General features: G+C 47.1%; 19 protein-coding genes. 2 read left to right on the forward strand and 17 right to left on the reverse strand.

What is annotated here, in order from left to right; translation table 11 throughout:
• Window positions 1-109 precede the first annotated feature (109 nt).
• The gene (serB, locus tag COW15_RS19090) at window positions 110-1,105 is read right to left on the reverse strand and encodes a phosphoserine phosphatase SerB (RefSeq protein ID WP_293635076.1); all 996 of its coding nucleotides are present in this window, start codon (window positions 1,103-1,105) and stop codon (window positions 110-112) included.
• A 79-nt stretch (window positions 1,106-1,184) separates the two neighbouring features.
• Between serB and COW15_RS19095 the strand changes: the two genes are divergently transcribed.
• Window positions 1,185-2,015: an AhpA/YtjB family protein gene (locus COW15_RS19095; RefSeq protein ID WP_363700819.1), complete on the forward strand. Its 831-nt coding sequence runs from the start codon at window positions 1,185-1,187 to the stop codon at window positions 2,013-2,015.
• 93 nt (window positions 2,016-2,108) lie between these two features.
• On the opposite strand, the gene deoD is transcribed toward COW15_RS19095, so the two are convergent.
• The 11 genes from deoD to pnp form a co-directional block, all read right to left on the reverse strand.
• Window positions 2,109-2,819 (reverse strand): purine-nucleoside phosphorylase, encoded by a 711-nt coding sequence (gene deoD / locus COW15_RS19100; RefSeq protein WP_293635080.1) that lies wholly within the window; start codon window positions 2,817-2,819, stop codon window positions 2,109-2,111.
• A gap of 91 nt (window positions 2,820-2,910) precedes the next feature.
• Window positions 2,911-4,125 carry a phosphopentomutase gene (locus COW15_RS19105; RefSeq protein ID WP_293635082.1) on the reverse strand — a complete coding sequence of 405 codons (1,215 nt, stop codon included), beginning with the start codon at window positions 4,123-4,125 and terminating at the stop codon, window positions 2,911-2,913.
• A 9-nt stretch (window positions 4,126-4,134) separates the two neighbouring features.
• Entirely contained in the window at window positions 4,135-5,466 is a 1,332-nt protein-coding gene (gene deoA, locus COW15_RS19110; protein ID WP_293635084.1) for a thymidine phosphorylase, read from the reverse strand.
• Between the two features lie 172 nt (window positions 5,467-5,638).
• Window positions 5,639-6,409, reverse strand: a complete 771-nt coding sequence (gene deoC / locus COW15_RS19115) for a deoxyribose-phosphate aldolase (protein ID WP_293635086.1) — start codon at window positions 6,407-6,409, stop codon at window positions 5,639-5,641.
• Between the two features lie 416 nt (window positions 6,410-6,825).
• Entirely contained in the window at window positions 6,826-7,665 is an 840-nt protein-coding gene (locus COW15_RS19120) for an outer membrane protein OmpK (protein ID WP_293635088.1), read from the reverse strand.
• A gap of 349 nt (window positions 7,666-8,014) precedes the next feature.
• The gene (locus COW15_RS19125; protein ID WP_293635090.1) at window positions 8,015-9,274 is read right to left on the reverse strand and encodes a NupC/NupG family nucleoside CNT transporter; all 1,260 of its coding nucleotides are present in this window, start codon (window positions 9,272-9,274) and stop codon (window positions 8,015-8,017) included.
• A 176-nt stretch (window positions 9,275-9,450) separates the two neighbouring features.
• Window positions 9,451-10,215, reverse strand: a complete 765-nt coding sequence (locus tag COW15_RS19130) for a TatD family hydrolase (RefSeq protein WP_293635092.1) — start codon at window positions 10,213-10,215, stop codon at window positions 9,451-9,453.
• Between the two features lie 11 nt (window positions 10,216-10,226).
• Window positions 10,227-10,400, reverse strand: a complete 174-nt coding sequence (locus tag COW15_RS19135; protein ID WP_293635094.1) for a hypothetical protein — start codon at window positions 10,398-10,400, stop codon at window positions 10,227-10,229.
• Window positions 10,401-10,481: 81 nt separating this feature from the next.
• Complete coding sequence (gene prfC, locus COW15_RS19140; protein ID WP_293635096.1) at window positions 10,482-12,062, reverse strand: peptide chain release factor 3; 1,581 nt, start codon at window positions 12,060-12,062, stop codon at window positions 10,482-10,484.
• Between the two features lie 97 nt (window positions 12,063-12,159).
• Window positions 12,160-13,062 (reverse strand): lipoprotein NlpI, encoded by a 903-nt coding sequence (nlpI, locus tag COW15_RS19145; RefSeq protein WP_293635098.1) that lies wholly within the window; start codon window positions 13,060-13,062, stop codon window positions 12,160-12,162.
• 192 nt (window positions 13,063-13,254) lie between these two features.
• Entirely contained in the window at window positions 13,255-15,354 is a 2,100-nt protein-coding gene (gene pnp, locus COW15_RS19150; RefSeq protein WP_293635100.1) for a polyribonucleotide nucleotidyltransferase, read from the reverse strand.
• Window positions 15,355-15,549: 195 nt separating this feature from the next.
• Between pnp and COW15_RS19155 the strand changes: the two genes are divergently transcribed.
• Window positions 15,550-17,598 carry an EAL domain-containing protein gene (locus COW15_RS19155; RefSeq protein ID WP_293635102.1) on the forward strand — a complete coding sequence of 683 codons (2,049 nt, stop codon included), beginning with the start codon at window positions 15,550-15,552 and terminating at the stop codon, window positions 17,596-17,598.
• Between the two features lie 167 nt (window positions 17,599-17,765).
• On the opposite strand, the gene rpsO is transcribed toward COW15_RS19155, so the two are convergent.
• The 5 genes from rpsO to nusA all read right to left on the reverse strand — a co-directional run bounded on the left by rpsO (window position 17,766) and on the right by nusA (window position 23,800).
• Entirely contained in the window at window positions 17,766-18,035 is a 270-nt protein-coding gene (rpsO, locus tag COW15_RS19160; protein WP_007646044.1) for a 30S ribosomal protein S15, read from the reverse strand.
• 143 nt (window positions 18,036-18,178) lie between these two features.
• On the reverse strand, window positions 18,179-19,126 hold the full coding sequence (gene truB / locus COW15_RS19165; RefSeq protein ID WP_293635105.1) for a tRNA pseudouridine(55) synthase TruB: 948 nt from the start codon (window positions 19,124-19,126) through the stop codon (window positions 18,179-18,181).
• The gene (rbfA, locus tag COW15_RS19170) at window positions 19,126-19,569 is read right to left on the reverse strand and encodes a 30S ribosome-binding factor RbfA (protein WP_007646038.1); all 444 of its coding nucleotides are present in this window, start codon (window positions 19,567-19,569) and stop codon (window positions 19,126-19,128) included. Before rbfA ends, truB begins: the two co-directional genes overlap by 1 nt.
• Window positions 19,570-19,632: 63 nt before the next feature.
• A complete protein-coding gene (gene infB / locus COW15_RS19175) occupies window positions 19,633-22,275 on the reverse strand; it encodes a translation initiation factor IF-2 (protein ID WP_293635107.1) in 2,643 nt (880 codons plus the stop codon).
• Window positions 22,276-22,300: 25 nt separating this feature from the next.
• Window positions 22,301-23,800, reverse strand: a complete 1,500-nt coding sequence (gene nusA, locus COW15_RS19180; protein ID WP_293635109.1) for a transcription termination factor NusA — start codon at window positions 23,798-23,800, stop codon at window positions 22,301-22,303.
• Between the last annotated feature and the right edge of the window lie 14 nt (window positions 23,801-23,814).

A 23,814-nucleotide genomic window follows, 5' to 3' on the forward strand; every position in this document is an offset into this window, starting at 1 on the left:
GTCACTGGTAGTTTATCAAGTAAGACTAAACTACCAGCTCGGATTCAAAAAACAAGAGTCATTACTCTAACTCGGGTTGGCCTAAGTGGTTTATCACTTGAAAAAGCGTCTAATACTGCAGTAAATAAGGCAGAACCCGTAAATCGAGTCGACGAATATTCGCATCGGCCGCAGCGGCTAACTTAGGTTTAGCATGAAAGGCGATGCCAAAGTCCGCCGCTTGAACCATAGGAATATCATTGGCACCATCGCCAATGGCCACTCTCTGTCCCAGTGGGATTTGCCAATCGGCACTGCAGGCTGCTATCAAATCGGCCTTAAATTGGGCATCGACAACCTTTCCCATCACCTCACCGACGAGGCGTCCGTCAGTAATCACTAACTCATTGGCAAAGGCGGCATCCAGACTTAATAACTGCTTCAAATGACCGACAAATGGCGTGAAGCCACCGGAAGCAACCACTAAGCGCCAATGGTGTGACTTAAGCTCGGCAAGCATAGGTTCAAGGCCAGACATCAAAGGCAGACGCTCACATAGGTTCTCGATAATACTGGCGTCGGCCCCCTTAAGTTGGGCTACACGTTGGCGTAAACTCTGCTCAAAATCCAACTCCCCCAACATGGCACGTTCCGTAATCGCAGCCACCTGCTCACCAACCCCCGCCATCGCCGCTAATTCGTCGATACATTCAATTTGAATCGCAGTTGAATCCATATCCATGACCAATAACCCAGGTGCACTCAGCTTAGGCAATGCCTGCCTAATCAGATGACACTCGGCTAAATCATTGGGGAAAGTCGCTAGCAGCTCACCGCTAGGCTCAAGTGGCAAGGCCAGCTCGATACAGTGTAAAGCCACTTGGCGGCGAATAGGCGCGATATAAATGACGTCAAGTCCAAGTGTTTTAGCAAGGGAAAGCATCCAAGCCGCGAGTGCACTTTCAACACTGAGATCATCATAAATTAGCCGCATACGAAAGAGAGAATCCGATGGCGTCCCCGCTGACTCTTGGTAAGCTTCAAAGGCATGCCCTTGGTACTCAAACCGTGGCGAGGGGCTAGCAGCTAACCATACAAACAAGGCATCTTGGTTCAAGCATTCCATAGGACGGGTGTTCTCCAACTATCGGGCTCACTCATAATCAATTATGATTAGGCAAGCGAGTTAAATGTTAAGGGTCGAAGTGTTATATCTTAAAGGGCTTAAGAAAAGCCATAAAATCAGCCGACTACTCCAAATCGCCATCGCTTTGACCTTGATGGTGGGCTTAGTGCAATTGTGGCAGACAAGCCTACTACAAGGTCAACTGCTTCTAAAGTCCCAAACGCAAAAGATGGCAAGATTACTGGTACAGCAAACCGCCTATAGCGCGGCACCGGCACTACAATTGCAGAACGATGAGCAACTGCAATGGTTAGCCAGTGCGCTAGTCGAAGATCCTAAGGTGATATCAGCGGCCATATTCAGTGACCAAGGCATCCGACTCTCCTTTGCCCAAAGTATTACCAAAGAAGGAGCCGATCCCGATTCCGAAGAAATGAACCTGCTCCTCAGCAAATATCCGCCCTATGTTGAACCTGTGATCCAAGAGGGTAAGAATCTGGGTTATGTTGAGGTCAGACTCGATACCAAACTGTTTTTTAATGAAATAAAAGAAGCCCACAACCTGAATATGGAGCAACAGCAAATCATGCTGCTGGTCGCGGGCTTAATTGGCATGCTGTTATCCCGAGCCCTTTCCTTTAAACGTGCCGATTTTGACCGCCGCCGCACCCGGGTTAAATTACGCCAAAATCCCAAGAAAAATAACAAGGCCAAACAGAGGGAAGCGACCGACGCAGAATTAGCCGCATTAGATGCCTCTAAAAATATCGAGGACAAAGTCGAAGAGCGCGTTAAATCAGAATTAAAACCCAAAGTAAAAACGATTCGCCGCGTTAAAAACCAAGCAAAAACTGGCGCGGAGAAAAGCCCTGCCCAGCCCAGCGATCTCGATACGGATTCCACTGGCTAAATCCATCAAGCTACGTAATCTCGGCGACGGGTTGACCCATAAAAAAGGGTTCGCAGTGCGAACCCTTTTAACCCAAGCAACAATTACAGTGAATTACAGGGTAATAGCCGCATCTAAGGTCATGATAATCATGTCATTGAAGGTCGTTTGACGTTCTTCGGCAGAGGTTTTTTCGCCGGTGCGGATATGGTCAGATACGGTCACAACGCACAGGGCGCGGGCACCAAACTCATGGGCAACTCCGTATAAACCAGCGGCTTCCATTTCTACCCCTAATACACCCATTTTTTCCATCACGTCAAACATTTGTGGATCGGGAGTGTAGAATAAATCGGCAGAGAATACGTTACCCACACGGATCTTAGTGCCTTTAATTTTGGCAGATTCGATCACGGCATTCATCAGCTCGTAGTTCGCGATAGCAGCGAAATCTTGGCCCTTGAAACGTAAACGGTTCACTTGAGAATCGGTGCAAGCACCCATACCGATGATTACATCGCGCACTTTAACGTCAGTGCTGATCGCGCCACAAGTACCTACACGGATCAGGTTCTTAACACCGTAATCTTTAATTAATTCAGTTGCATAGATTGAGCATGAAGGAATACCCATGCCAGAACCCATTACCGAAATACGTTTGCCTTTATAAGTACCAGTAAAACCTAGCATGTTTCGAACATCAGTCACTTGCTCAACATTTTCTAAGAATGTTTCAGCAATATATTTTGCACGTAATGGATCGCCAGGAAACAGAACCGTCTCAGCGAATGCGCCCTCTACAGCATTAATGTGTGGTGTTGCCATCGAAATAACCCCTGTTTATTTTATTAAGACTTAAGTCTTTGTTTACTGGCGGCCCAATTTCAGCCGCCAAATTGATATCCAGTGCGTTTAATTAAATAAACGACTCGCCATAGGCCATTGGCTCGAGCTTAAAGTGGCTCGCAATTGATTGACCTATATCGGCAAAACTATTACGGCGGCCAAGCGTTCCGGCTTTTAAACCAGCGCCATAGGCAAGTACAGGCACATACTCGCGGGTATGATCCGTACCTTGCCACGTTGGGTCGCAGCCATGATCCGCGGTTAAAATCAGCAAATCGTCTTCACCCAGTAAGGCCAGCATTTCGGGCAAGCGAGCATCAAAATACTCCAGCCCCTTAGCATAGCCAGCAACATCACGGCGGTGGCCATAGTGGGAATCAAAATCGACGAAGTTAGTAAACACTATAGTGTTATCGCCGGCGGATTTAACTTCGGCTAAGGTCGCATCGAATAAGGCTTCAAGGCCGTTCGCCTTCACTTTTTTAGTGATACCGCAGTAAGCGTAAATGTCGGCGATCTTACCCACACTCACCACTTCGCCACCGGCTTCCTTCAGCTTATCTAACACGGTTTTTGCTGGCGGCTCTAGGGAGTAATCCTTACGGTTGCCAGTACGGGCAAAGTCACTAGGGCCAGTACCATCAAACGGACGGGCAATCACCCGGCCTATGTTGTAGGGCTCTAACTCTTCACGGGCAATTTCACAAAGACGATAGAGGTTTTCTAAACCAAAAGTGCCTTCGTGGCAGGCGATTTGAAACACTGAGTCAGCCGAGGTATAGAAAATAGGCTTGCCAGAACGCATATGTTCTTCACCTAACTCTTCTAAAATGGTGGTGCCAGAGGCATGACAATTTCCTAAGAAACCATCGAGTCCCGCACGGGCTAAAATCTTATCCGTCAGCTCTTTCGGGAATGAATTTTGATGCTCGCTGAAATAGCCCCATTCGAATAATACGGGCACACCCGCCATTTCCCAGTGACCGCTCGGGGTATCTTTACCCGAACTTAATTCTTGAGCATGGCCATAGGCGCCAATCAGTTGAACGTTTTCACCAAACCCCGGTGCAAAGGCACCCGTGCTTTCCATCGCCGCATGGCCTAGGCCGAGGCGAGCTAAATTAGGTAACTTAAGTAGGCCTTCACGGCCGATGTCGGCCTTGCCTTCGGCGCAAGCTTTTGCGATATGACCAAAAGTGTCAGATCCTATATCCCCAAACTTGGCGGCATCGGCTGCTGCGCCAATACCAAAGGAGTCCAACATCATAATAATTGTACGTTTCATAATACTTCCTTAAAGATCCGACGCACGAATATAAGCATAGATCTCAGGTGTTTTTTCAGGAGCGGTTTCACCAATGTGAATCGCTTTTTTGACTGCATTTTCCGCTTCGGCAAAGGCTGCTTCAGATTGCGCGTGGATCACGGCAATCGGTGTTGATGAGTCAATTTTATCGCCAAGGGCGCATACTTGAGTCAGACCAACACTATAGTCTAGTGCATCGCCGGGTTTGCGGCGGCCGCCACCTAAGGTAACAACAGCCAAACCAAGCTCGCGGGTATCCATGCTGTGGGCAAACCCTTGCGTATCGGCAAACACTGGACGAATAATTTGCGACTGCGGCAGATATTTACTGTAGTTTTCAACAAAATCGACAGGACCACCCAGGCCAGAAACCATCTTGCCAAAGATCTCGGCAGCGCGGCCGTTATCTAATACACGGTTTAACTTGGCACGGGCATCGGCTTCATCAGAGGCGAGACCTCCCAGGAGCAACATCTCGGCACAAAGACCCATAGTCACAGCGTAGAGGCGAGGATTACGGTAAGCACCGGTTAAGAAATCAATGGCTTCTTTCACCTCAACCGCATTACCCGCACAGGATGCGAGCACTTGGTTCATATCGGTGAGTAAGGCCGTGGTTTTAGTGCCAGCACCATTCGCCACCGCAGCAATACTGCGCGCTAATTCCTCGGAGGCTTCATAGGTTGGCATAAAGGCGCCACTACCGACTTTTACGTCCATCGCCAACGCATCTAAGCTACAGGCTAATTTCTTAGACAGAATCGAGGCGGTGATAAGGGAGATGGATTCGACGGTCGCGGTATTGTCACGGATGGAATAAAAACGCTTATCGGCGGGAACCAGATCGCCCGTTTGACCAATAATGGCCACACCGACGTCTTTGACGACTTTGCGGAATAATTCGCTTGAAGGCTCGGTCTGATAACCTGGAATAGCGTCAAACTTATCTAAGGTGCCGCCGGTATGACCTAGGCCACGGCCCGAAATCATCGGCACATAACCACCACAGGCGGCGGCCATAGGGCCGAGCATCAGGCTGATAACATCACCGACACCGCCCGTACTGTGCTTATCGATTACAGGCCCGTTAAGACCTAAGGATTGCCAGTTAAGCACAGTGCCCGAATCACGCATAGCGATCGTTAACGCGATTCTTTCATCCATATTCATGTCATTAAAGTACACTGCCATCCCGAGTGCGGCAATCTGACCTTCAGACACGGCATTGGTGGTTATACCCTTAACAAAGAACTGTATCTCTTCGGAACTTAACGCTAAACCATTACGTTTCTTACGAATAATTTCTTGAGCTAGAAACATGATACTGCCTCCAAGATAGATGCCAAATCCAAAGTCTGGCATTTATCTTTGCAATGAAACATCAAAACTGTAGCAATATTACAAACACATGCTATCGAAGTTCTGATGTTTTCAACTAGATTTAGGTCACACTTAATTAGATTCGATATACCGTTTTTGTATTAATCTGTGATTAATAACCTTGGCTAGGCTTAGGCGCATCGGCTAATTCTAAGGTGTGTAACAAGCTGTTGAGTAAGCTTGAAGCCCCAAATCTAAAGGTACGTGGAGACACCCAGTCAGCACCCAGAATACGTTCGGCAACCCCTAAGAACTCTGCGGCTTGGGCAGCATCACGCACACCGCCAGCAGGCTTAAAACCGACCTTAGGGTTCTTCTCGCTGATCACAGTCAGCATAATTTCGGCCGCTTCGAGGGTGGCGTTAACAGGCACTTTACCGGTAGAGGTTTTGATAAAATCAGCACCTGCATCGATTGCAAGCTCAGATGCACGGCGAATAAGCGCAGGATCGGCTAATACACCAGATTCGATAATCACTTTCAATAAGACTTCACCACAGGCTTCTTTACAGGCTTTAACTAATTCAAAACCTATGGTTTCGTTGCCTTCCATCAGCGCGCGATATGGGAATACCACATCAACTTCGTCGGCCCCATAGGCGACTGCGGCACGGGTTTCGAGTACCGCAATGGCGATATCATCATTGCCGTGGGGGAAGTTAGTGACAGTGGCGATTTGAATATCTTCGGCGCCAATTTCGTCTAAGGTTTTACGTGCGATGGGGATAAAACGCGGATAAATACAGATAGCGGCGGTGTTGCCAGCGGCGGTTTTCGCTTTATGGCACAGATCGATCACTTTCTGATCTGTGTCGTCATCATTCAATGTGGTTAAGTCCATTAACTCGATGGCGCGTTGTGCTGCTTTTTTTAAATCAGTCATAATAGCTCTCCAAAAGAAAAATTAAATAAATAAAAATCAGTCTCTTAAAAGCAAGGCTTAGAGGTGGCATTATTTTTGATTATTTTTATATGGCCGGGCCTTCAGGCGATGCCGAGTAACTTACTTAGGTAAATTACTTTGTTATTAGGTATTCAATCTTGCCTATGCATAACACATACGCATCCTGACACTTAAATTGACTATAAGTGATCACGACTTGAATCCTTGAAGACCGGAAGAGAGGATACGAGTAAGACCTTGTTCCTACTTTTCCGCGAAAAATCCGTTTTAGCGCGAGAAAAACACAAACCTTTATATAAACTCACTGCCCAGCATTCTAAATAAGTTTAGATAAAGATTTATGGCAGATTAAATGTGGAGCCGCAGATTGCGGCTCCAACGGCTATTACAAGCGATTAGAACTTGTAAGTAGCAGACAGGTAGTGTGACCAACCTGTTGATTCTAAAGCCAGAGCACCTGCACCATCTTCTAACAGGTAAACGTCTTTAAAGCCTTTCAGACCATAGCCCAGAGCGTAACGATCTGAGTGCCAGTATAGACCGAAGAAGATGTTACCACCGTCAGAGGTTTTTGGTACGAAAGCAGTCTTGTCTTCGTCAGCACCGAATTGGTAATCGATGTAACCTTGGAATGACAGGAAGCTCTTGTTGTCGAAGAAGTAGAAAGGCTTGAACCAGTTAGCAGAGAATTGGTAACCGTTCCACTCTTTAGCGTTCATGTCGTAGTAACCGTACAGGTTCATACCTGTTTTGCCTAACCAAGGCACGTTTACGTCAGCACCAACACCCCAGAATGTAGAGTTAACGCCTTCACCGTTCAGACCATCCCAGTTGAACAGAGTTGAGAAGTAAACTTCTTGTACTGGGCCGAAAGATAAGTCTTTACCAGTTAATGCATCGATAGATACACGTGGTGCAAACTTCATAAACAGCTTGCTAGTGCCAGAACCTGGGTTCTTGTCACCATTGCTGCTTGATTGGTTTGCTAAGTTGAATACGTCAACATAACCATAGAGATCGAAAATACCAGAACGGCCGCCGAATTCCATTTCTAAGTAGTTGTGTTGGTCGCCAGTAGCTGGGTTATCAGGTTTTTCACCGATAGAGTACATAGCGTTGAACTGCATCCACTTGTAGTCAGAACCGTGAAGGTCTGTACGATCAGCAGCAAATGCGTTGCCAGAGATTGCAGCTACTGCAGTAGCGGCTAAAGCTAAAGTTTTAACATTTTTCATCATCAACCCCATTTATCTTGTTTGCTACCATCGAGGGTAGCGTTCTTTTTGTGGCGCTCGCATTCTACCTAGATTAAAAAAAATCTCAATAATCTAGCGTAAAATCACGAACACAAAATTCTTAATTGTGAACAAAGTCGCGACTTCTTTATCACGAGTAATTAACTTAACCGTGCATTCACGACATACGAACAGAATGACAAATCGAGTTTCTTTGTATTCCGCTCAATACCATCGGAGAAACTATTCACTACAGGAATCACTACTGGAAAATGGTTGAATTAACTTAGGTCCCGCCCTGCATAGCCAGGACCTAGTTAGTGGGGTTCCCCCCTGTGATCGTCTTAACTTAGATAGCTAAGAACAGACCCGCAATTGTGGCGCTCATTAAGTTAGCGAGTGAGCCGGCGATAACCGCACGAATACCCATTTTCGCTAAATCATGGCGACGGTTAGGCGCCATAGCACCTAAACCACCCAGCAGAATCGCAATTGAAGACAAGTTAGCGAAACCACACAGAGCAAACGAAATAATCGCCTTAGTTCTGTCTGTCATTGCTAAGCCCGTTTCAGCGACTAGCATGCCGCCATCGGCAATGTCTTTTAAGTAAGGAGCAAAGTTTAAGTAAGCGACGAATTCGTTAACAATGATCTTTTGACCGATGAAAGAACCGGCAACTAAAGCTTCGTTCCAAGGCACACCGATTAGGAAGGCTAAAGGCATGAACACATAACCTAGGATCAGCTCAAGTGTTAAACCTTCAACACCAAACCAACCGCCCACACCACCGATAATACCGTTGATCATCGCAATCAAACCAACGAAGGCTAACAGCATGGCACCTACGTTCAGCGCTAAGTGCATACCAGATGAAGCACCCGCAGCAGCAGCGTCTAACACGTTAGCTGGCTTATCAGGATCTTCTGGCAGCTCATCCATATCGTTTTTAGCGGCTTCAGTTTCAGGGTGCATCAGTTTAGCCATTAATAGACCACCTGGTGCCGCCATGAATGATGCTGCGACTAAGTATTCGATAGGCACGCCCATCTGCGCATAGCCTGCTAATACAGAACCCGCAATTGAAGCTAGACCACCCACCATGATCGCAAACAGTTCTGATTGCGTCATAGTTGGAATAAATGGACGAACCACTAACGGCGCTTCAGTTTGACCCACGAAGATGTTAGCAGTTGCTGACATAGATTCAGTACGGCTTGTGCCCAATGCTTTTTGCAGACCACCACCGATGATACGGATGATCCACTGCATGATGCCTAAATAGTACAGAACGGCGATCAGAGAAGAGAAGAACACGATAACTGGCAATACGTTAACAGCGAAGATAAAGCCAAGTTTGAAGTTAGCTAAATCACCAAACAGGAAACCGATACCGTTTTGTGCATAACCAATCACACTAGAGACGGCGTCAGATACACTTTTCAGGATATCTTTACCGACAGGAACATACAGTACAAAACCACCGAAGGCGGCCTGGATAGCTAAAGCGCCACCCACTGTACGCAGATTAATTGCTTTTTTGTTATTCGATAGGAGGAAACCTATCGCAAGCAGGACGACCACCCCTACTAGACTCATCAATATATTCATTAACCATCACCCTATTGTTAACACTTTTTAATTATGTTGTTAATCAACCTATTTCCGAGTCAGATTATACCCGAGGCAAAGTCGAAAATCGTCGTTTTGATCAAATTTTTGGAGTTTAATTTCAATCGCTTAGTGAAGAATGTTAATGCGACCTACACCTGTTTAATTAAAAACAACTAAAGGTCAAACAGTTGCACTGCATTCAACATCAAGTGTTCTGATATTAGAACACTTGATTTTTTTTGCAAAGTTGCAATTTTGTCGATAAAAAGCGCAGCATTGGCGGGTTGGTTACGTTTTTCAGTAACATTTATCGGTGTCATGGCGGGAGAATCAGTCTCAAGTAGGAAGTTTTCGAGCGATAATTCAGCGACTGTTTTGAGCAATTTTTTGGCGTTGGGGTTCATAATCAAACCACCAATCCCGAGCTTAAAACCTAACTTAATATATTCCTGCGCAATCTCAACGCTGCCAGAAAAAGCATGTATCACACCGCCTCTAGGCAATTGATATTTTTTTAAACAGGCCAAAACCTCGGCATGGGTTTTCACACTATGGACAATAACCGGCAGATGAACGGATTTAGCTAACGCCAGTTGCGCCTCAAAAAAAGCTAACTGCCGCGGCCAAGTTGAGGGATAAAGCGCATCTAAGCCACATTCACCAATGGCAACAAAACGAGGACATTCGAGCAACGAAGTCACTTCAGATGTTAATGCCAAGATCCCAGCGTCAACATCCTCTGGGCAAAACCAAGGATGGATGCCTAATGCAAAATAGGCTTGATATTGCTGTGCAACGGCGAGTTGTTTTTGCCAGTGCTCGGGGGAAACGCCAGGGATAATCAGATTACTGATCCCAGCTTGATGCATACGCTGAACCACTTGCTCACGGTCAGCATCAAACTCAGGAAAATCTAGATGCGCGTGGGTATCTAACATAGGCCAATACCTCACTCATCATCGAGTTTATACTCAGTTTTCGATGCAGGTTTCGATGCGCGCTTAGGCGTGAGCGGCGGATCTTCAAGGCGTGGCATACAACAACGGCGATTTTCAGGAGTGAGCCCCATTTGATCGCACCATCGAATGTAAGCTTGCCATGATTTTGTGATCCAATTAGCCATATCAGCATCCCAAACCGTAAATTAGGTACAAAAATGGCGGTAATACACCGCCATTTAAACACTACAACAAACCAACCAAGATTAATGCTCGCGGGTTTTCGCAAACTCTATATCCGGATATCTTTCCATCGAAAGATTCAGGTTTACCATAGTTGGCGCAATATAAGTTAAGTTATCTCCGCCATCGAGGGCCAAGTTTTGGCTGCACTTACGGCGGAACTCTTCTAGCTTACGCTCATCCTTACAATAAACCCAGCGAGCGGTAGAAACGCTAATACCTTCGTAAATGGCTTCGACATTGTATTCACTCTTTAAACGGCCAACTACCACTTCAAACTGCAGCACGCCCACAGCCCCCACGATCAAATCGTTGGTGTCTAATGGACGGAAGACCTGCACAGCACCTTCTTCAGATAACTGCACTAAACCTTTAAGCAATTGCTTTTGTTTGAGTGGATCGCGCAGACGAATACGACGGAACATTTCCGGCGCAAAGTTAGGCACGCCTGTGAAACGGAACTTTTCACCTTGGGTAAAAGTATCACCAATGCGAATAGTGCCATGGTTATGTAAGCCAATGATATCGCCAGGATAAGCCACTTCGGCGCGCTCACGATCACCTGCCATAAAGGTCAGAGCATCGCTGACGTTAACATCTTTACCGATACGCACATGGTGCATTTTCATGCCTTGTTCGTATCGACCCGAACAGACACGCATAAAGGCAACTCGGTCCCTGTGTTTGGGATCCATATTGGCTTGGATCTTAAACACAAAACCAGTGAACTTTTCTTCATCGGGCATGATCACTCGGACATCGCTTTCACGCGGTAATGGCTTAGGGGCCCACTCGACAATACCGTCAAGAATATGATCCACACCGAAGTTACCTAATGCCGTACCGAAGAACACGGGCGTCAACTCGCCTTTTAAGAAAGCCGCGTGGTCGAACTCATTCGATGCACCGCGCACTAATTCCATTTCATCACGTAAATCGGCGGCATAACTGCCAATCGCTTTATCTAAATCTGGATTATTAATGCCTTCAATCACACGACGTTCTTGAATAGTGTGTCCCATACCACCTTGATACAACACCACTTCATCACGCAGTATGTGGTAAATACCTTTGAATTCTTTACCGCTGCCAATAGGCCAAGTAATAGGCGCACAGGCGATATTCAGTACGTTTTCAACTTCATCCATCAGATCGATAGGATCACGGATATCGCGGTCGAGTTTGTTCATAAAGGTCACGATCGGCGTATCACGCAGACGGGTCACTTCCATCAACTTGATGGTGCGATCTTCAACACCCTTTGCAGAGTCAATGACCATCAGACAGGAGTCAACAGCGGTCAGCGTACGATAGGTATCTTCCGAGAAATCTTCGTGACCAGGTGTATCGAGTAGGTTAACGAGGGCACCGCCGTAGGGGAATTGCATCACAGACGTAGTAATAGAAATACCACGGTCCTTCTCCATTTCCATCCAGTCAGACTTAGCATGTTGACCCGATTTTTTGCCTTTAACCGTCCCCGCTTTCTGCAAAGCGTTTCCGAATAACAGCACTTTTTCGGTAATGGTGGTTTTACCCGCGTCGGGGTGCGATATAATCGCGAAGGTGCGACGTTTATCGACCTCTACTTTATTGTCTGACATTTAACCTATGCACTCGTATCGCTAAAAAGGCGCAAATTATAGCGCCTCACTGCTCACTTGGCTAGGCAAAGCCCGAGATGAACTCGGGGTGCAGAGGTTATTTTGCTTCCTCTAGCAAGCCTTTAACTTTTGCCAATTCAATACGCGCATATCTGTGTTCGACAAAATCATAAATATTGGTCGCCAGAGCAAGACGTAAATAGTTCGCGGCATCCTGATATTGCTTAGTCTCTATCGCCATTTTGGCTAAATAGAAATAGGCCTCACATAAACGCTCAGCATATTCTTTGGGATGGGTCAGCCCTAATTTTGCCGCGGAAAATACGTCATCGCGGCTTTTTAAACCAAGATAATGGTCAACGATAACAGTTGACCAAGCATCGGCCTCGAGGACTTGGCGATGTTCCTGTAATTGACGCTTGGCTTCGGTCACATTGTCTTTTGACTGGATCAAATACAACCACAATGCGCGGTAACCATCTTTATTATCGCCAGCATAAAAGGCTTGCATATCCTTTACCGCAAGGTCATTGCGATCACCATAATAGAGCGCGATGCCACGATTTAAATAGGCATAATCATAATTAGGTGATAGTTCTAACACCCCATCGAAGGCCTCATAGGCGCTGTCGTAATCGCCTTCCTGGGTGTAATAAATTCCAAGGAAATTATAAGCATCGGCCAGATCGGGCTGGAGCTTCAACGCTTGCATAAAATCAATACGCGCCAGCAGCCTTAAACCCACGCTGTCATAAATCACACCGCGGTCATAATGAAAACGCGCCCTTTGTTCATTGGTTAACTCGACGGCGGATAAAATCTCATTGAGTTTCGCCAGTGTCACTTCGACTTTATAATCGGGCATGACTGGGGCAACGACTAACTTACCTTCAACATCATTGTGGTTCTCTAAGGGAGACTGAGTGGTTGCACATCCAGCCAACATCAGGCTGGCAGCCGCCAGCACAGCAACAATAGCGGTTCTAATTTTAAGACTCATCCATTTCTACCTTTTTAGATTCCCAACACACGCAGAAGAATGTTCATGATAGCAATCCCACCACCGGACTGCTATTGACGAATAGCATTAATCGCAACTTAATTAAATTTGAACAAATAAAAAGGAGATCAATGGATCTCCTTTTTGGGCAGTCACTTAAAAGTGCATGGGAATACTGAGTTTATCTCTCAATTATTCTGCTGCAGCTTCTTTCGTTTGTGCTTCTTTAATTGACAGTCTTACACGGCCTTGACGATCCACTTCCATGACTTTAACTGTCACTTCTTGGTTCAGCTCAAGGTGATCGGACACGTTAGCCACACGCTCATCACTGATCTGTGAAATGTGTACTAAACCATCTTTGCCCGGCAGTATGTTGACGAAGGCACCGAAATCAACGATACGGATAACCTTACCATTGTAGATACGGCCCACTTCCACTTCTGAAGTGATTTCTTCGATACGACGGATAGCTTCTTTAGTTGCTTCGCCATTCGAAGAGGCAATCTTCACTGTACCATCGTCTTCCAGTTCAATCGTAGTGCCCGTCTCTTCGGTCAGAGCGCGAATAACGGCGCCGCCTTTACCGATAACGTCACGGATTTTTTCTGGGTTGATTTTGATCGTGGTGATGCGTGGTGCATGATCAGAAATATCAGCACGATGTGAACCAATAGCTTGGTCCATCACGTTCAGGATATGCACACGTGCACCATAGGCTTGTTGCAGTGCGATTTCCATGATTTCTTTAGTGATACCTTCGATCTTGATATCCATCTGCAGTGCAGTAATACCGTTACGGGTACCCGCCACTTTAAAGTCCATATCACCTAAATGGTCTTCATCACCTAAGATGTCAGAAAGAACAACAAAATCATCGCCTTCTTTCACTAGACCCATAGCGATACCGGCGACAGAAGTCTTGATAGGTACACCCGCGTCCATCAGTGCTAAAGAGGTACCACATACTGATGCCATAGAGCTTGAACCGTTAGATTCAGTGATTTCAGATACCACGCGCACGCTGTATGGGAATTCAGCCGCTGAAGGCATAACGGCATTAATACCGCGCCAAGCTAACTTACCATGGCCGATTTCGCGGCGCTTAGGTGAACCCACCATGCCGGTTTCACCAACAGAGTATGGAGGGAAGTTATAGTGCAGCATGAAACGGTTAGTGCGCTCACCCATGATGCTGTCGATCTTCTGTGCATCACGTTCAGTACCTAAAGTACAAGTCACTAGGGCTTGCGTTTCGCCACGGGTGAACAGTGCGCTACCGTGAGTACGTGGCAATACGCCCGCTAACACGCTTAATGCACGGATCATGTCGGGTTCACGACCGTCGATACGAGGCTCACCACGGATAATGCGACCACGAACCACTTTCTTCTCTAAGCTGCCCAGTAAATTGTCCACTTCACGTAGATCAACATCTGGATTGCTGGCTAATAAGGCTTCTTTTGCTGCCGCTTTAACGACAGAAACTTGAGCATAACGCTCTTGTTTAACTTGGATTTTATAGGCATCGCCTAAACCCGCTTCAGCCAACTCTTTAATTTGGGCGACTAAGGTTTCATCTTGTACTGGTGCGGTCCAATTCCACATTGGTTTGCCAGCTTCTGCTTTAAATTCAGCAATCGCTTTAATAACCACTTGTTGTTGATCGTGACCGTAAACGACAGAACCTAACATCACTTCTTCTGGTAATGCTTGGGCTTCTGATTCCACCATTAATACTGCACTTTCGGTACCTGCAACCACTAAGTTCAGTTGGCTAGTCTCGATTTGAGCAACAGTTGGGTTCAGTACGTATTCGCCATTAATATAACCCACACGAGCCGCACCTAAAGGACCGCTGAATGGAATACCAGAAATAGCCAGTGCCGCTGAAGTACCGATCATGGAAATGATATCTGGCTCGATTTGTGGATCGACAGAAACCACAGTGATGATCACTTGAACTTCGTTTTTGAAACCATTAGGGAAAAGAGGACGAATTGGGCGGTCAATCAGACGAGCGATTAATGTCTCATCTTCTGAAGGACGACCTTCACGCTTAAAGAAACCACCAGGAATTTTACCCGCTGCATAGGTCTTTTCTTGATAGTTAACAGTCAGAGGGAAAAAGTCACGACCGGCTTCGGCTTCTTTTTTACCTACAACAGTGACTAACACTGTCGTGTCACCCATACTCGCTAACACGGCTGCATCGGCTTGACGCGCTATAACACCCGTTTCTAGGGTGACTGTATGTTGACCATACTCAAAACTCTTTACAATTGGATTCACGTGACCCATTCCTTAATTAATGACCTTGAATTACGCGCGTAAGTATACTGCAATTAAGGACAATAGATAAAGAGCAGATAATGATGACAAAGACCTATCTTTTCACTAAAGTGGGTAAATCTACAAAGAGTTATGCTTTCATTTGATACGGAAAATCATCCCTATGGCGAAAAACAATCATAAAGGACGAGCTGAATGACGGGTCGCTTTAAATCCCTGACTTGGAAACAAACTAACCTCGTCGTATTTACTGCGTTATTTTTCGCTATCGCTATTTTTATCGTTGAAATCGCCCTCGTTGTCGTCTCAACCAAACAACAACTGACCACCACACAGCAGGAACTGCTCGATTCAGTAGAGCAGCCCGCAGCCAATGCCGTTTGGGCCTTAGATGATAATTTAGCGAAGCAGACCTTAGAAGGTGCGATCAAAGTCGAACATGTAGGCTCGGCGGTGATTGAGCTCGATGATGGTTCAATGTTTGTTTCCGTCAGTAATAATAAAAAAAATAACTCGCAAACATTTATCAGCCTCAGCAATAAACTCTTCGATGATCTGAAAGAAATTTCTCGGCCCTTATACCGCCCCTTCTATTTTGAAGGCACTCAAAAACAGCAGCTTATCGGCACTCTGACTATTTTTTACGACACCCAAGAGTTGACCAACACCCTGTTTTCACAATTAAAATTGGGGTTCCTTGCCACATTGGCCCGCGCCCTATTGCTCACCTTAGTGCTCTCGGTGGTATTCCACCGTTTCTTGACCCAGCCAATAGCGAGAATAAGCGAAGCGATTGATAAGATTGAGCCCGATTCGCCGGATGAAAATTTACTCCCCATGTCCAGCGCCCATAAGGATGACGAATTAGGCTTAGTGACCTCTAAGTTTAATCAAATCCTGATCCAATTTAGTCAGACACAATCTAAACTGCGAAAAATGGCGACCCGCGATCCGCTTACTGGATTACCAAATAGAACACTATTACTCGAAACCATCGCAGTCACGATTCAACGCTCCCGTGTACAGAAGCGCAGCTTTGCCTTGATGTTTATCGACTTAGATCGCTTTAAAAATATCAATGACTCCCTCGGCCACGCGCTGGGCGATCAGTTTTTAGCCAGAATAGCCCGCATGCTAGAACGTTTTGTGGGCGATAAAGGCACTGTCTCCCGTTTAGGGGGCGATGAATTTGTGATATTAGCCGATTCGGTACATTCCCCTGATCAAGCGGCAGACTTTGTCGATAAACTGTTAGTTCAGCTCAATGTGCCTATTCAGCTCAATGAGCATGCAATCCACCCGGCCGCGTCTATTGGTATTTCAATTTATCCCGAAGACGGCAATAGCGCGGAGGATCTTATCCGCCATGCGGATATCGCCATGTACAGTGCAAAGGCGGCGGGCTCCAATCAATGGGCCTTCTTCAAGCAACAGATGACCGAACGCGCGGCGGTACGCTTACGCACCGAAGCATCATTACATGATGCACTGAAAAACAATGAATTTTTACTTTATTTCCAACCTAAACTCGATCTGCAGACAGGTAAAGTTATCGCCTGTGAAGCCCTTATTCGTTGGCAAAAAGACGGCCGTTTAATCAGCCCTATGTCATTTATTCCCGTGGCCGAAGAAACCGGCATCATTATTCCCATTGGCCGCTGGGTGATAGAGCAAAGCTGTAAAACCTTAAGGGAATGGCAGAAAAAATATCACTATGCGATCCCGATTGCGATTAATGTTGCATCGCAACAATTTGCCGATGCAAGCCTAGTCTCAGATATCAAACAAATGGCGCTGCGCTATCAGATCCAACCTGAGCTGTTAGAAATAGAGATCACCGAAACCTCATTAATGAACGACATTGAACTGGCCATCGTTAAGCTTGAGCAATTGAAATCCGCGGGGTTTGGTATCGCAGTAGACGATTTTGGGACTGGATATTCTTCACTCTCATACCTGCGGCATCTTCCCATCACGACGATGAAGATTGACCGTTGTTTTGTATCGGATTTACCGTGCGACAGTGCAATTGCATCCACTATCTTAATGCTTGGTAAGCAGCTCAATTTAACGATCGTTGCCGAAGGGATTGAGAATGAGCTTCAGCTCGATTGGCTTAAGGAAAATCGATGCCAGATTGGACAAGGTTTCTATTTTAGCCAACCTTTGCCCCAAGCAGATTTTGAAGCCCTCTATATTGCAAGCCAAACCGCGAGCATTGCCCATATCGATGGCAAGTGGTAGAGGTTGACGGTTGACGGTTGACGGTTGACGGTTGACGGTTGACGGTTGACGGTTGACGGTTGACGGTTGACGGTTGACGGTTGACGGTTGAGCAACATAGAGAAAACCAGATTTAGAACAATAAAAAAGGAGGCTAAGCCTCCTTTTTTACGTTAGTCGACGTGAGATTAACGACGTAGACCTAACTTTTGGATCAGTGCGTTGTAACGCTCTGCATCAGTACGCTTCAGGTAAGCAGTTAACTTACGACGCGCGCTAACCATGCGTAACAGACCACGACGTGAGTGGTGATCATGGATGTGCTCTTTGAAGTGATCTTGCAAATGGTTGATTTGCGCAGTTAACAAAGCAACTTGAACTTCAGTTGAACCAGTGTCGTTTTCGCCACGGCCAAATTCAGCCAGGATTTTTGCTTTCGCTTCAGTACTTAGTGACATGTGTCTCTCCAAATATATAGTATGAATCCCTAGCCGATCACTAACTCAGCCAGAGGGCGCGCTATTCTACCCATAATCCAACCCTAGCGCAATAACAGGCTGGTCTTAATCGAACAATGATTTCGAATCGGTTCAATACGCGACTATGCCGGCTCGTCATGGATAACAATGAGTCGCTTAGGCGCTAACAGACCGTCAGCATTCATCGCCCCAATGCCAACAAATCGATGGGCATCCCCTAGGGTAATACGTACTAATTTATCGGCCTCTAACCCCGCAACACGTACCGCTTGCCCCTGCATCAGATAGGCTGCACTGGCATCGGGTACATTCACCTCGGGAAAATCGGCAACGGCAGTATCCATAGGCAATAGCAGAGGATCGAGTAACAGGCTCAGCTCTATCTGCTGCTCGTGGGCCCTGGCAACGAGAGTTTCAAGCTGCTCAAGGGTGACCATTTTAGCATAGGGATACTGAGCGACTTGGGTGCGGCGCAGCATGATCACATGGGCACCACAGCCAAGCATTTCACCTAAATCATCGATAATAGTGCGAATATAAGTGCCCTTCGAACAATGGATGTCCAAGGTCAACTCATCACCTTCGAGCTTGATAAAGTTAAGCTCAAATACCCTGATAGGCCGCGCTTCACGGGGCACTTCAATGCCTTCACGCGCATATTTATACAGGGGCTGTCCCTGATATTTTAGTGCAGAGTACATTGAAGGCACTTGCATTGTATCGCCACGGAAATGCTCGAGCGCAGCCATTAGTTGTGTCTCGGTAAAATCCATGGGACGCGTCTGCACCACTTCACCATCGGAATCACTGGTATCGGTGCGCTGGCCCAGTTTTGCCGTCACTAGATAACGTTTATCAGCATCTAACAAATGCTGTGAAAACTTGGTCGCCTCGCCTAAACATACGGGCAGCATGCCTGTGGCTAGCGGATCGAGCGCGCCCGTGTGCCCAGCTTTATTCGCATTAAAAAAGCGTTTTACCCGTTGCAGCGCAAAGTTGGAACTCATGCCTGTGGCTTTGTCCAACAACACGATACCGTCGATAAAGCGGCCTTTTGGACGACGAGCCATTAATCTTTACCTTCCGTATCTTCGGTATCGTCCGTCGCGTCCACATCTTGGACATCTTCAGCGCTGCCAAATTGCTGCTGTTTCGCTTTGTCTTGGTTGATCACTTGGCTGACGAGGTTAGACATGCGCATCCCCTCAACCAATGAGCTATCGTAGACAAAACGCAGCTCAGGCATAACTCGTAGCTTCATCCGGCCAGCCACAAGGGTGCGAATATAAGGCGCGGCGCTGATCAGAGCGTTGAGCTTTTCCTGCACAACTTCTTTGTCTTCCTCAAAGAAGGTCACAAAGACCTTGGCGTAACTTAAATCACGGGAGACATCGACGTCATTCACGGTAACAAAACCAATACGGGGGTCTTTCATGTCGCGCTGCAACACCAGAGCAAGCTCTTGCTGTAACTGCTGCGCTATGCGACGTGTACGACTGAATTCTTTTGCCATAATATCTGTACCATAGCTAATGTCATTAAATCGAAAGGGCGGCTAATGCCGCCCTCTTTATCGTTACAGAGTACGTGCCACTTCGATGGTTTCGAATACTTCGATTTGGTCGCCTACGCGAACATCGTTGTAGTTCTTAACGCCGATACCACATTCCATACCGTTGCGAACTTCGTTAACGTCATCTTTAAAGCGACGCAGTGATTCGAGTTCACCTTCGAAGATCACCACGTTATCACGCAGTACGCGAATTGGTGCGCTACGCTTGATGGTACCTTCGGTCACCATACAACCAGCAATCGCCCCCAGCTTAGGTGATTTGAACACGTCACGAACTTCAGCCAGACCGATAATTTGTTGTTTGAACTCAGGAGACAGCATACCTGTCATCGCCGCTTTCACTTCATCAATCAAATTATAGATAACGCTGTAGTAACGTAAATCAACGCTTTCACTCTCGATGGTCTTACGCGCCTGTGCATCGGCACGCACGTTAAAGCCAACCATGATAGCGTTAGACGCTGCGGCTAAGGTCGCATCGGTTTCGGTCAGTGCGCCCACACCGCGAGCGATGATGTTCACTTTCACTTCGTCGGTAGACAGACCCGTTAACGAGTCGGTAATCGCTTCCAGTGAACCTTGTACGTCAGCTTTAAGAACGATGTTCAGTTCTTTCACTTCGCCGTCTGTCATGTTCGCAAACATGTTTTCAAGCTTAGATTTCTGTTGACGAGCTAATTTCACATCACGGAACTTGCCTTGACGATACAGGGCAACTTCACGGGCTTTACGCTCGTCACGTACGACTGTGGCTTCATCACCGGCTGACGGTACGCCAGACAGACCCAGAATTTCAACAGGGATTGATGGACCCGCTTCAGTGATTGAACGACCGTTCTCGTCCTTCATCGCACGGATTTTACCGTACTCAAGGCCACATAGAACGATATCGCCTTGGCGCAGCGTTCCTTCCTGAACCAGGATTGTTGCCACAGGGCCACGACCTTTATCCAGTTGGGATTCGATAACCACACCCGCAGCCATACCATCACGTACCGCTTTAAGCTCTAGAACTTCCGCCTGCAGTAGGATACCTTCGAGTAGATCATCAACGCCTTCACCTGTCTTAGCAGATACGAAGGCGAACATGTTGTCTCCACCCCAATCTTCAGACATAACGCCGTGTTGCGACAGTTCACTCTTAACGCGATCGATATCCGCTTCCGGTTTATCCATCTTGTTCACTGCGACGATTAACGGCACGTTACCCGCTTTCGCGTGTTGGATAGCTTCGATCGTCTGTGGCATTACACCGTCATCGGCCGCAACCACTAATACAACGATATCGGTCGCCTTGGCACCGCGGGCACGCATTGCGGTAAACGCGGCGTGGCCAGGGGTATCGAGGAAAGTGATCATGCCGTTTTCAGTCTCAACATGGTATGCACCAATATGCTGAGTAATACCACCGGCTTCACCGGCAGCAACCTTGGCGCGACGAATATAATCGAGCAAAGAGGTCTTACCGTGATCCACGTGACCCATGATGGTCACAACCGGTGCACGGGATTCCAGCTTAACGCCGTCCTCATCGTCACGGTCTAACAAGACTTGATGCTCAAGTTCGTTTTCACGAATTAGCACCACTTTGTGACCCATTTCTTCGGCAACTAACTGGGCAGTCTCTTGATCTAACACTTGGTTGATCGTGACCATAGAGCCCATTTTCATCATTTGCTTGATGATTTCAGTCGCTTTCACCGCCATTAAATGCGCCAGTTCAGAAACAGTCACAGTTTCACCGATACGCACATCACGGCTTACGGCAGCAACAGGCTTGTTGAAGCCGTGGGCCATAGACTCGGGTGCAGTGCTGCGGTTACGCATGTGCTTTTCACGGCCATCACGGGCATCTTTGCCGCCACGCTTCTTAGCGTTGCTCTTGTTACGAGCACGACGACCGCGTTTTTCTTCATCCAGATCAGAGGTATCTTCGGCAGCACGGGCTACTTTAGAGGTGGTGATGTGGTGATCGCCATTTCTTTCAGCTTCTATACGTTGACGCTCTTCTTCGGCCCAACGCTTAGAGTTTTCTTCCGCCAATAGACGGGCTTTTTCGGCCGCTTTTGCCGCTTCTTCATCTTGCTTGCGTTTAGTCGCCGCTTCTTGCGCCGCTTTTAAACGCTCTGCTTCTAAACGTGCCGCTTCTGCTTCTGGAGAAGCATCTTTGGTTACTTTCACTTCTGCCGCCGCTTTGGCTTTTGCCTTGGCTTCCGCTTCTGCTTTAGCCTTAGCTTCCGCCTCAGCTTTCGCCTTGGCCGCTTGAGCCGCTTCCGCTTCGGCCTTTGCTTTTGCTAATGCTTCAGCTTCCGCTTTCGCCTCTTCTTCCGCTTTTAGCACAGCGTCATTCACATCACGCTTAACGAAGGTGCGGGTTTTACGCACTTCCACTTTCACATCTTTAGATTGACCGCCATTACCGGCTACGCTCAGGGTTGATACCGTTTTGCGCTGCAGCGTCATTTTAGTCGGGGCACTCTCGCCACCGTGCTGCTTTTTCAGATAATCCAGTAACTGCTGCTTTTCAGCTTCAGATACATTATCGGCTTGGCCTTTCTTAATACCTGCCTGAGCGAATTGCTCAATCAGACGTTCAACACTTTTACCCACTTCCGTGGCCAATTTCTCTACGGTAGTATCTGCCATCAGTTAAATCCCCCTGTTGATCGACTTATGCTTCTTCGCCAAACCAACAGATGTTGCGGGCAGCCATGATGAGCGCACCTGCTTTTTCTTCTGTCAATTCTTCAATTTCGATCAAATCATCAATGCCTTGTTCAGCCAAGTCTTCTAGAGTCACAATACCTTTGCTAGCGAAAACATAGGCTAAGTGTCTTTCAACACCTTCAAGTGCTAGCAACTCATCACTTGGCTCCACACCATCTAGTGCTTCTTCAGTGGCGAGTGCTCTGGTCGAGATCGCCGCTTTTGCACGTTCACGTAAAGCTTCAACGAGATCTTCGTCAAAACCATCAATCGCCAATAATTCAGACACAGGTACATATGCGATTTCTTCGAGCGACGTAAAGCCCTCATCCGCGAGTACTTGTGCAAAATCTTCATCGACATCCAATGAACTCATAAATAGACTCATCACTTTGGCGCTTTCGGCCTGATGCTTCTTATTCATGTCTTCCACTGTCATAACGTTCAGTTCCCAACCTGTCAGTTGAGTCGCTAAACGTACGTTTTGGCCATTACGTCCAATGGCTTGTGCCAAGCTATCAGCCTCAACGGCGATATCCATTGAATGGTTATCTTCGTCAACTATGATAGAGGCCACATCGGCTGGCGCCATCGCATTGATCACGTATTGTGCTGGATTATCATCCCACAATACGATATCAACACGCTCGCCACCCAGTTCATTCGATACCGCTTGTACACGTGCGCCACGCATACCGACACACGCACCGATTGGATCGATACGACGGTCATTCGACTTAACGGCAATCTTTGCGCGAGCGCCTGGGTCACGGGCGGCGCCCATCACTTCGATCAGCTCATCGGCAATTTCAGGCACTTCAACACGGAAAAGCTCAATCAGCATTTCAGGCTTAGTGCGTGTTAAAAATAGCTGGGCACCGCGGGCTTCTGGACGTACTGAGTACAGCAATGCACGCACGCGGTCACCGGGGCGGAACGATTCCCGTGAAATTAAATCCTCACGGAACAGCACGCCGTCGGCATTGTTGCCTAAATCGACCACAACACTTTCGCGGGTCGCTTTTTTCACCACACCGGTGATCAGCTCGCCTTCTTTATCTTGGAACTGCTCAACCACTTGCGCACGCTCTGCTTCACGTACTTTTTGTACTATGACTTGCTTGGCAGTTTGGGTGGTAATACGGTCAAATACCACGGACTCGATATCGTCTTCGATATATTCGCCCGGTTGAATGTCCGGATTTTCGTAACGTGCCGCTTCGAGCGTGATCTCGCGGAATGGGTTCTCTAGGGCTTCGCCGTGATCATCAACCACCATCCAACGACGGAATGTTTCGTAGCCGCCAGTTTTACGATCGATGGAAACACGAACGTCGATATCGCCTTCGTATTTTTTCTTGGTTGCAGTAGCCAGAGCGATCTCTAGCGCTTCAAAAATTTTCTCGCGTGGAACGGCCTTTTCATTTGAAACCGCTTCAGCGACTAGCAGAATCTCTTTATTCATCTCGTCTTGCCTCG

The organism is Shewanella sp. CG12_big_fil_rev_8_21_14_0_65_47_15, assembly GCF_002783505.1.
GTDB lineage: Bacteria > Pseudomonadota > Gammaproteobacteria > Enterobacterales > Shewanellaceae > Shewanella.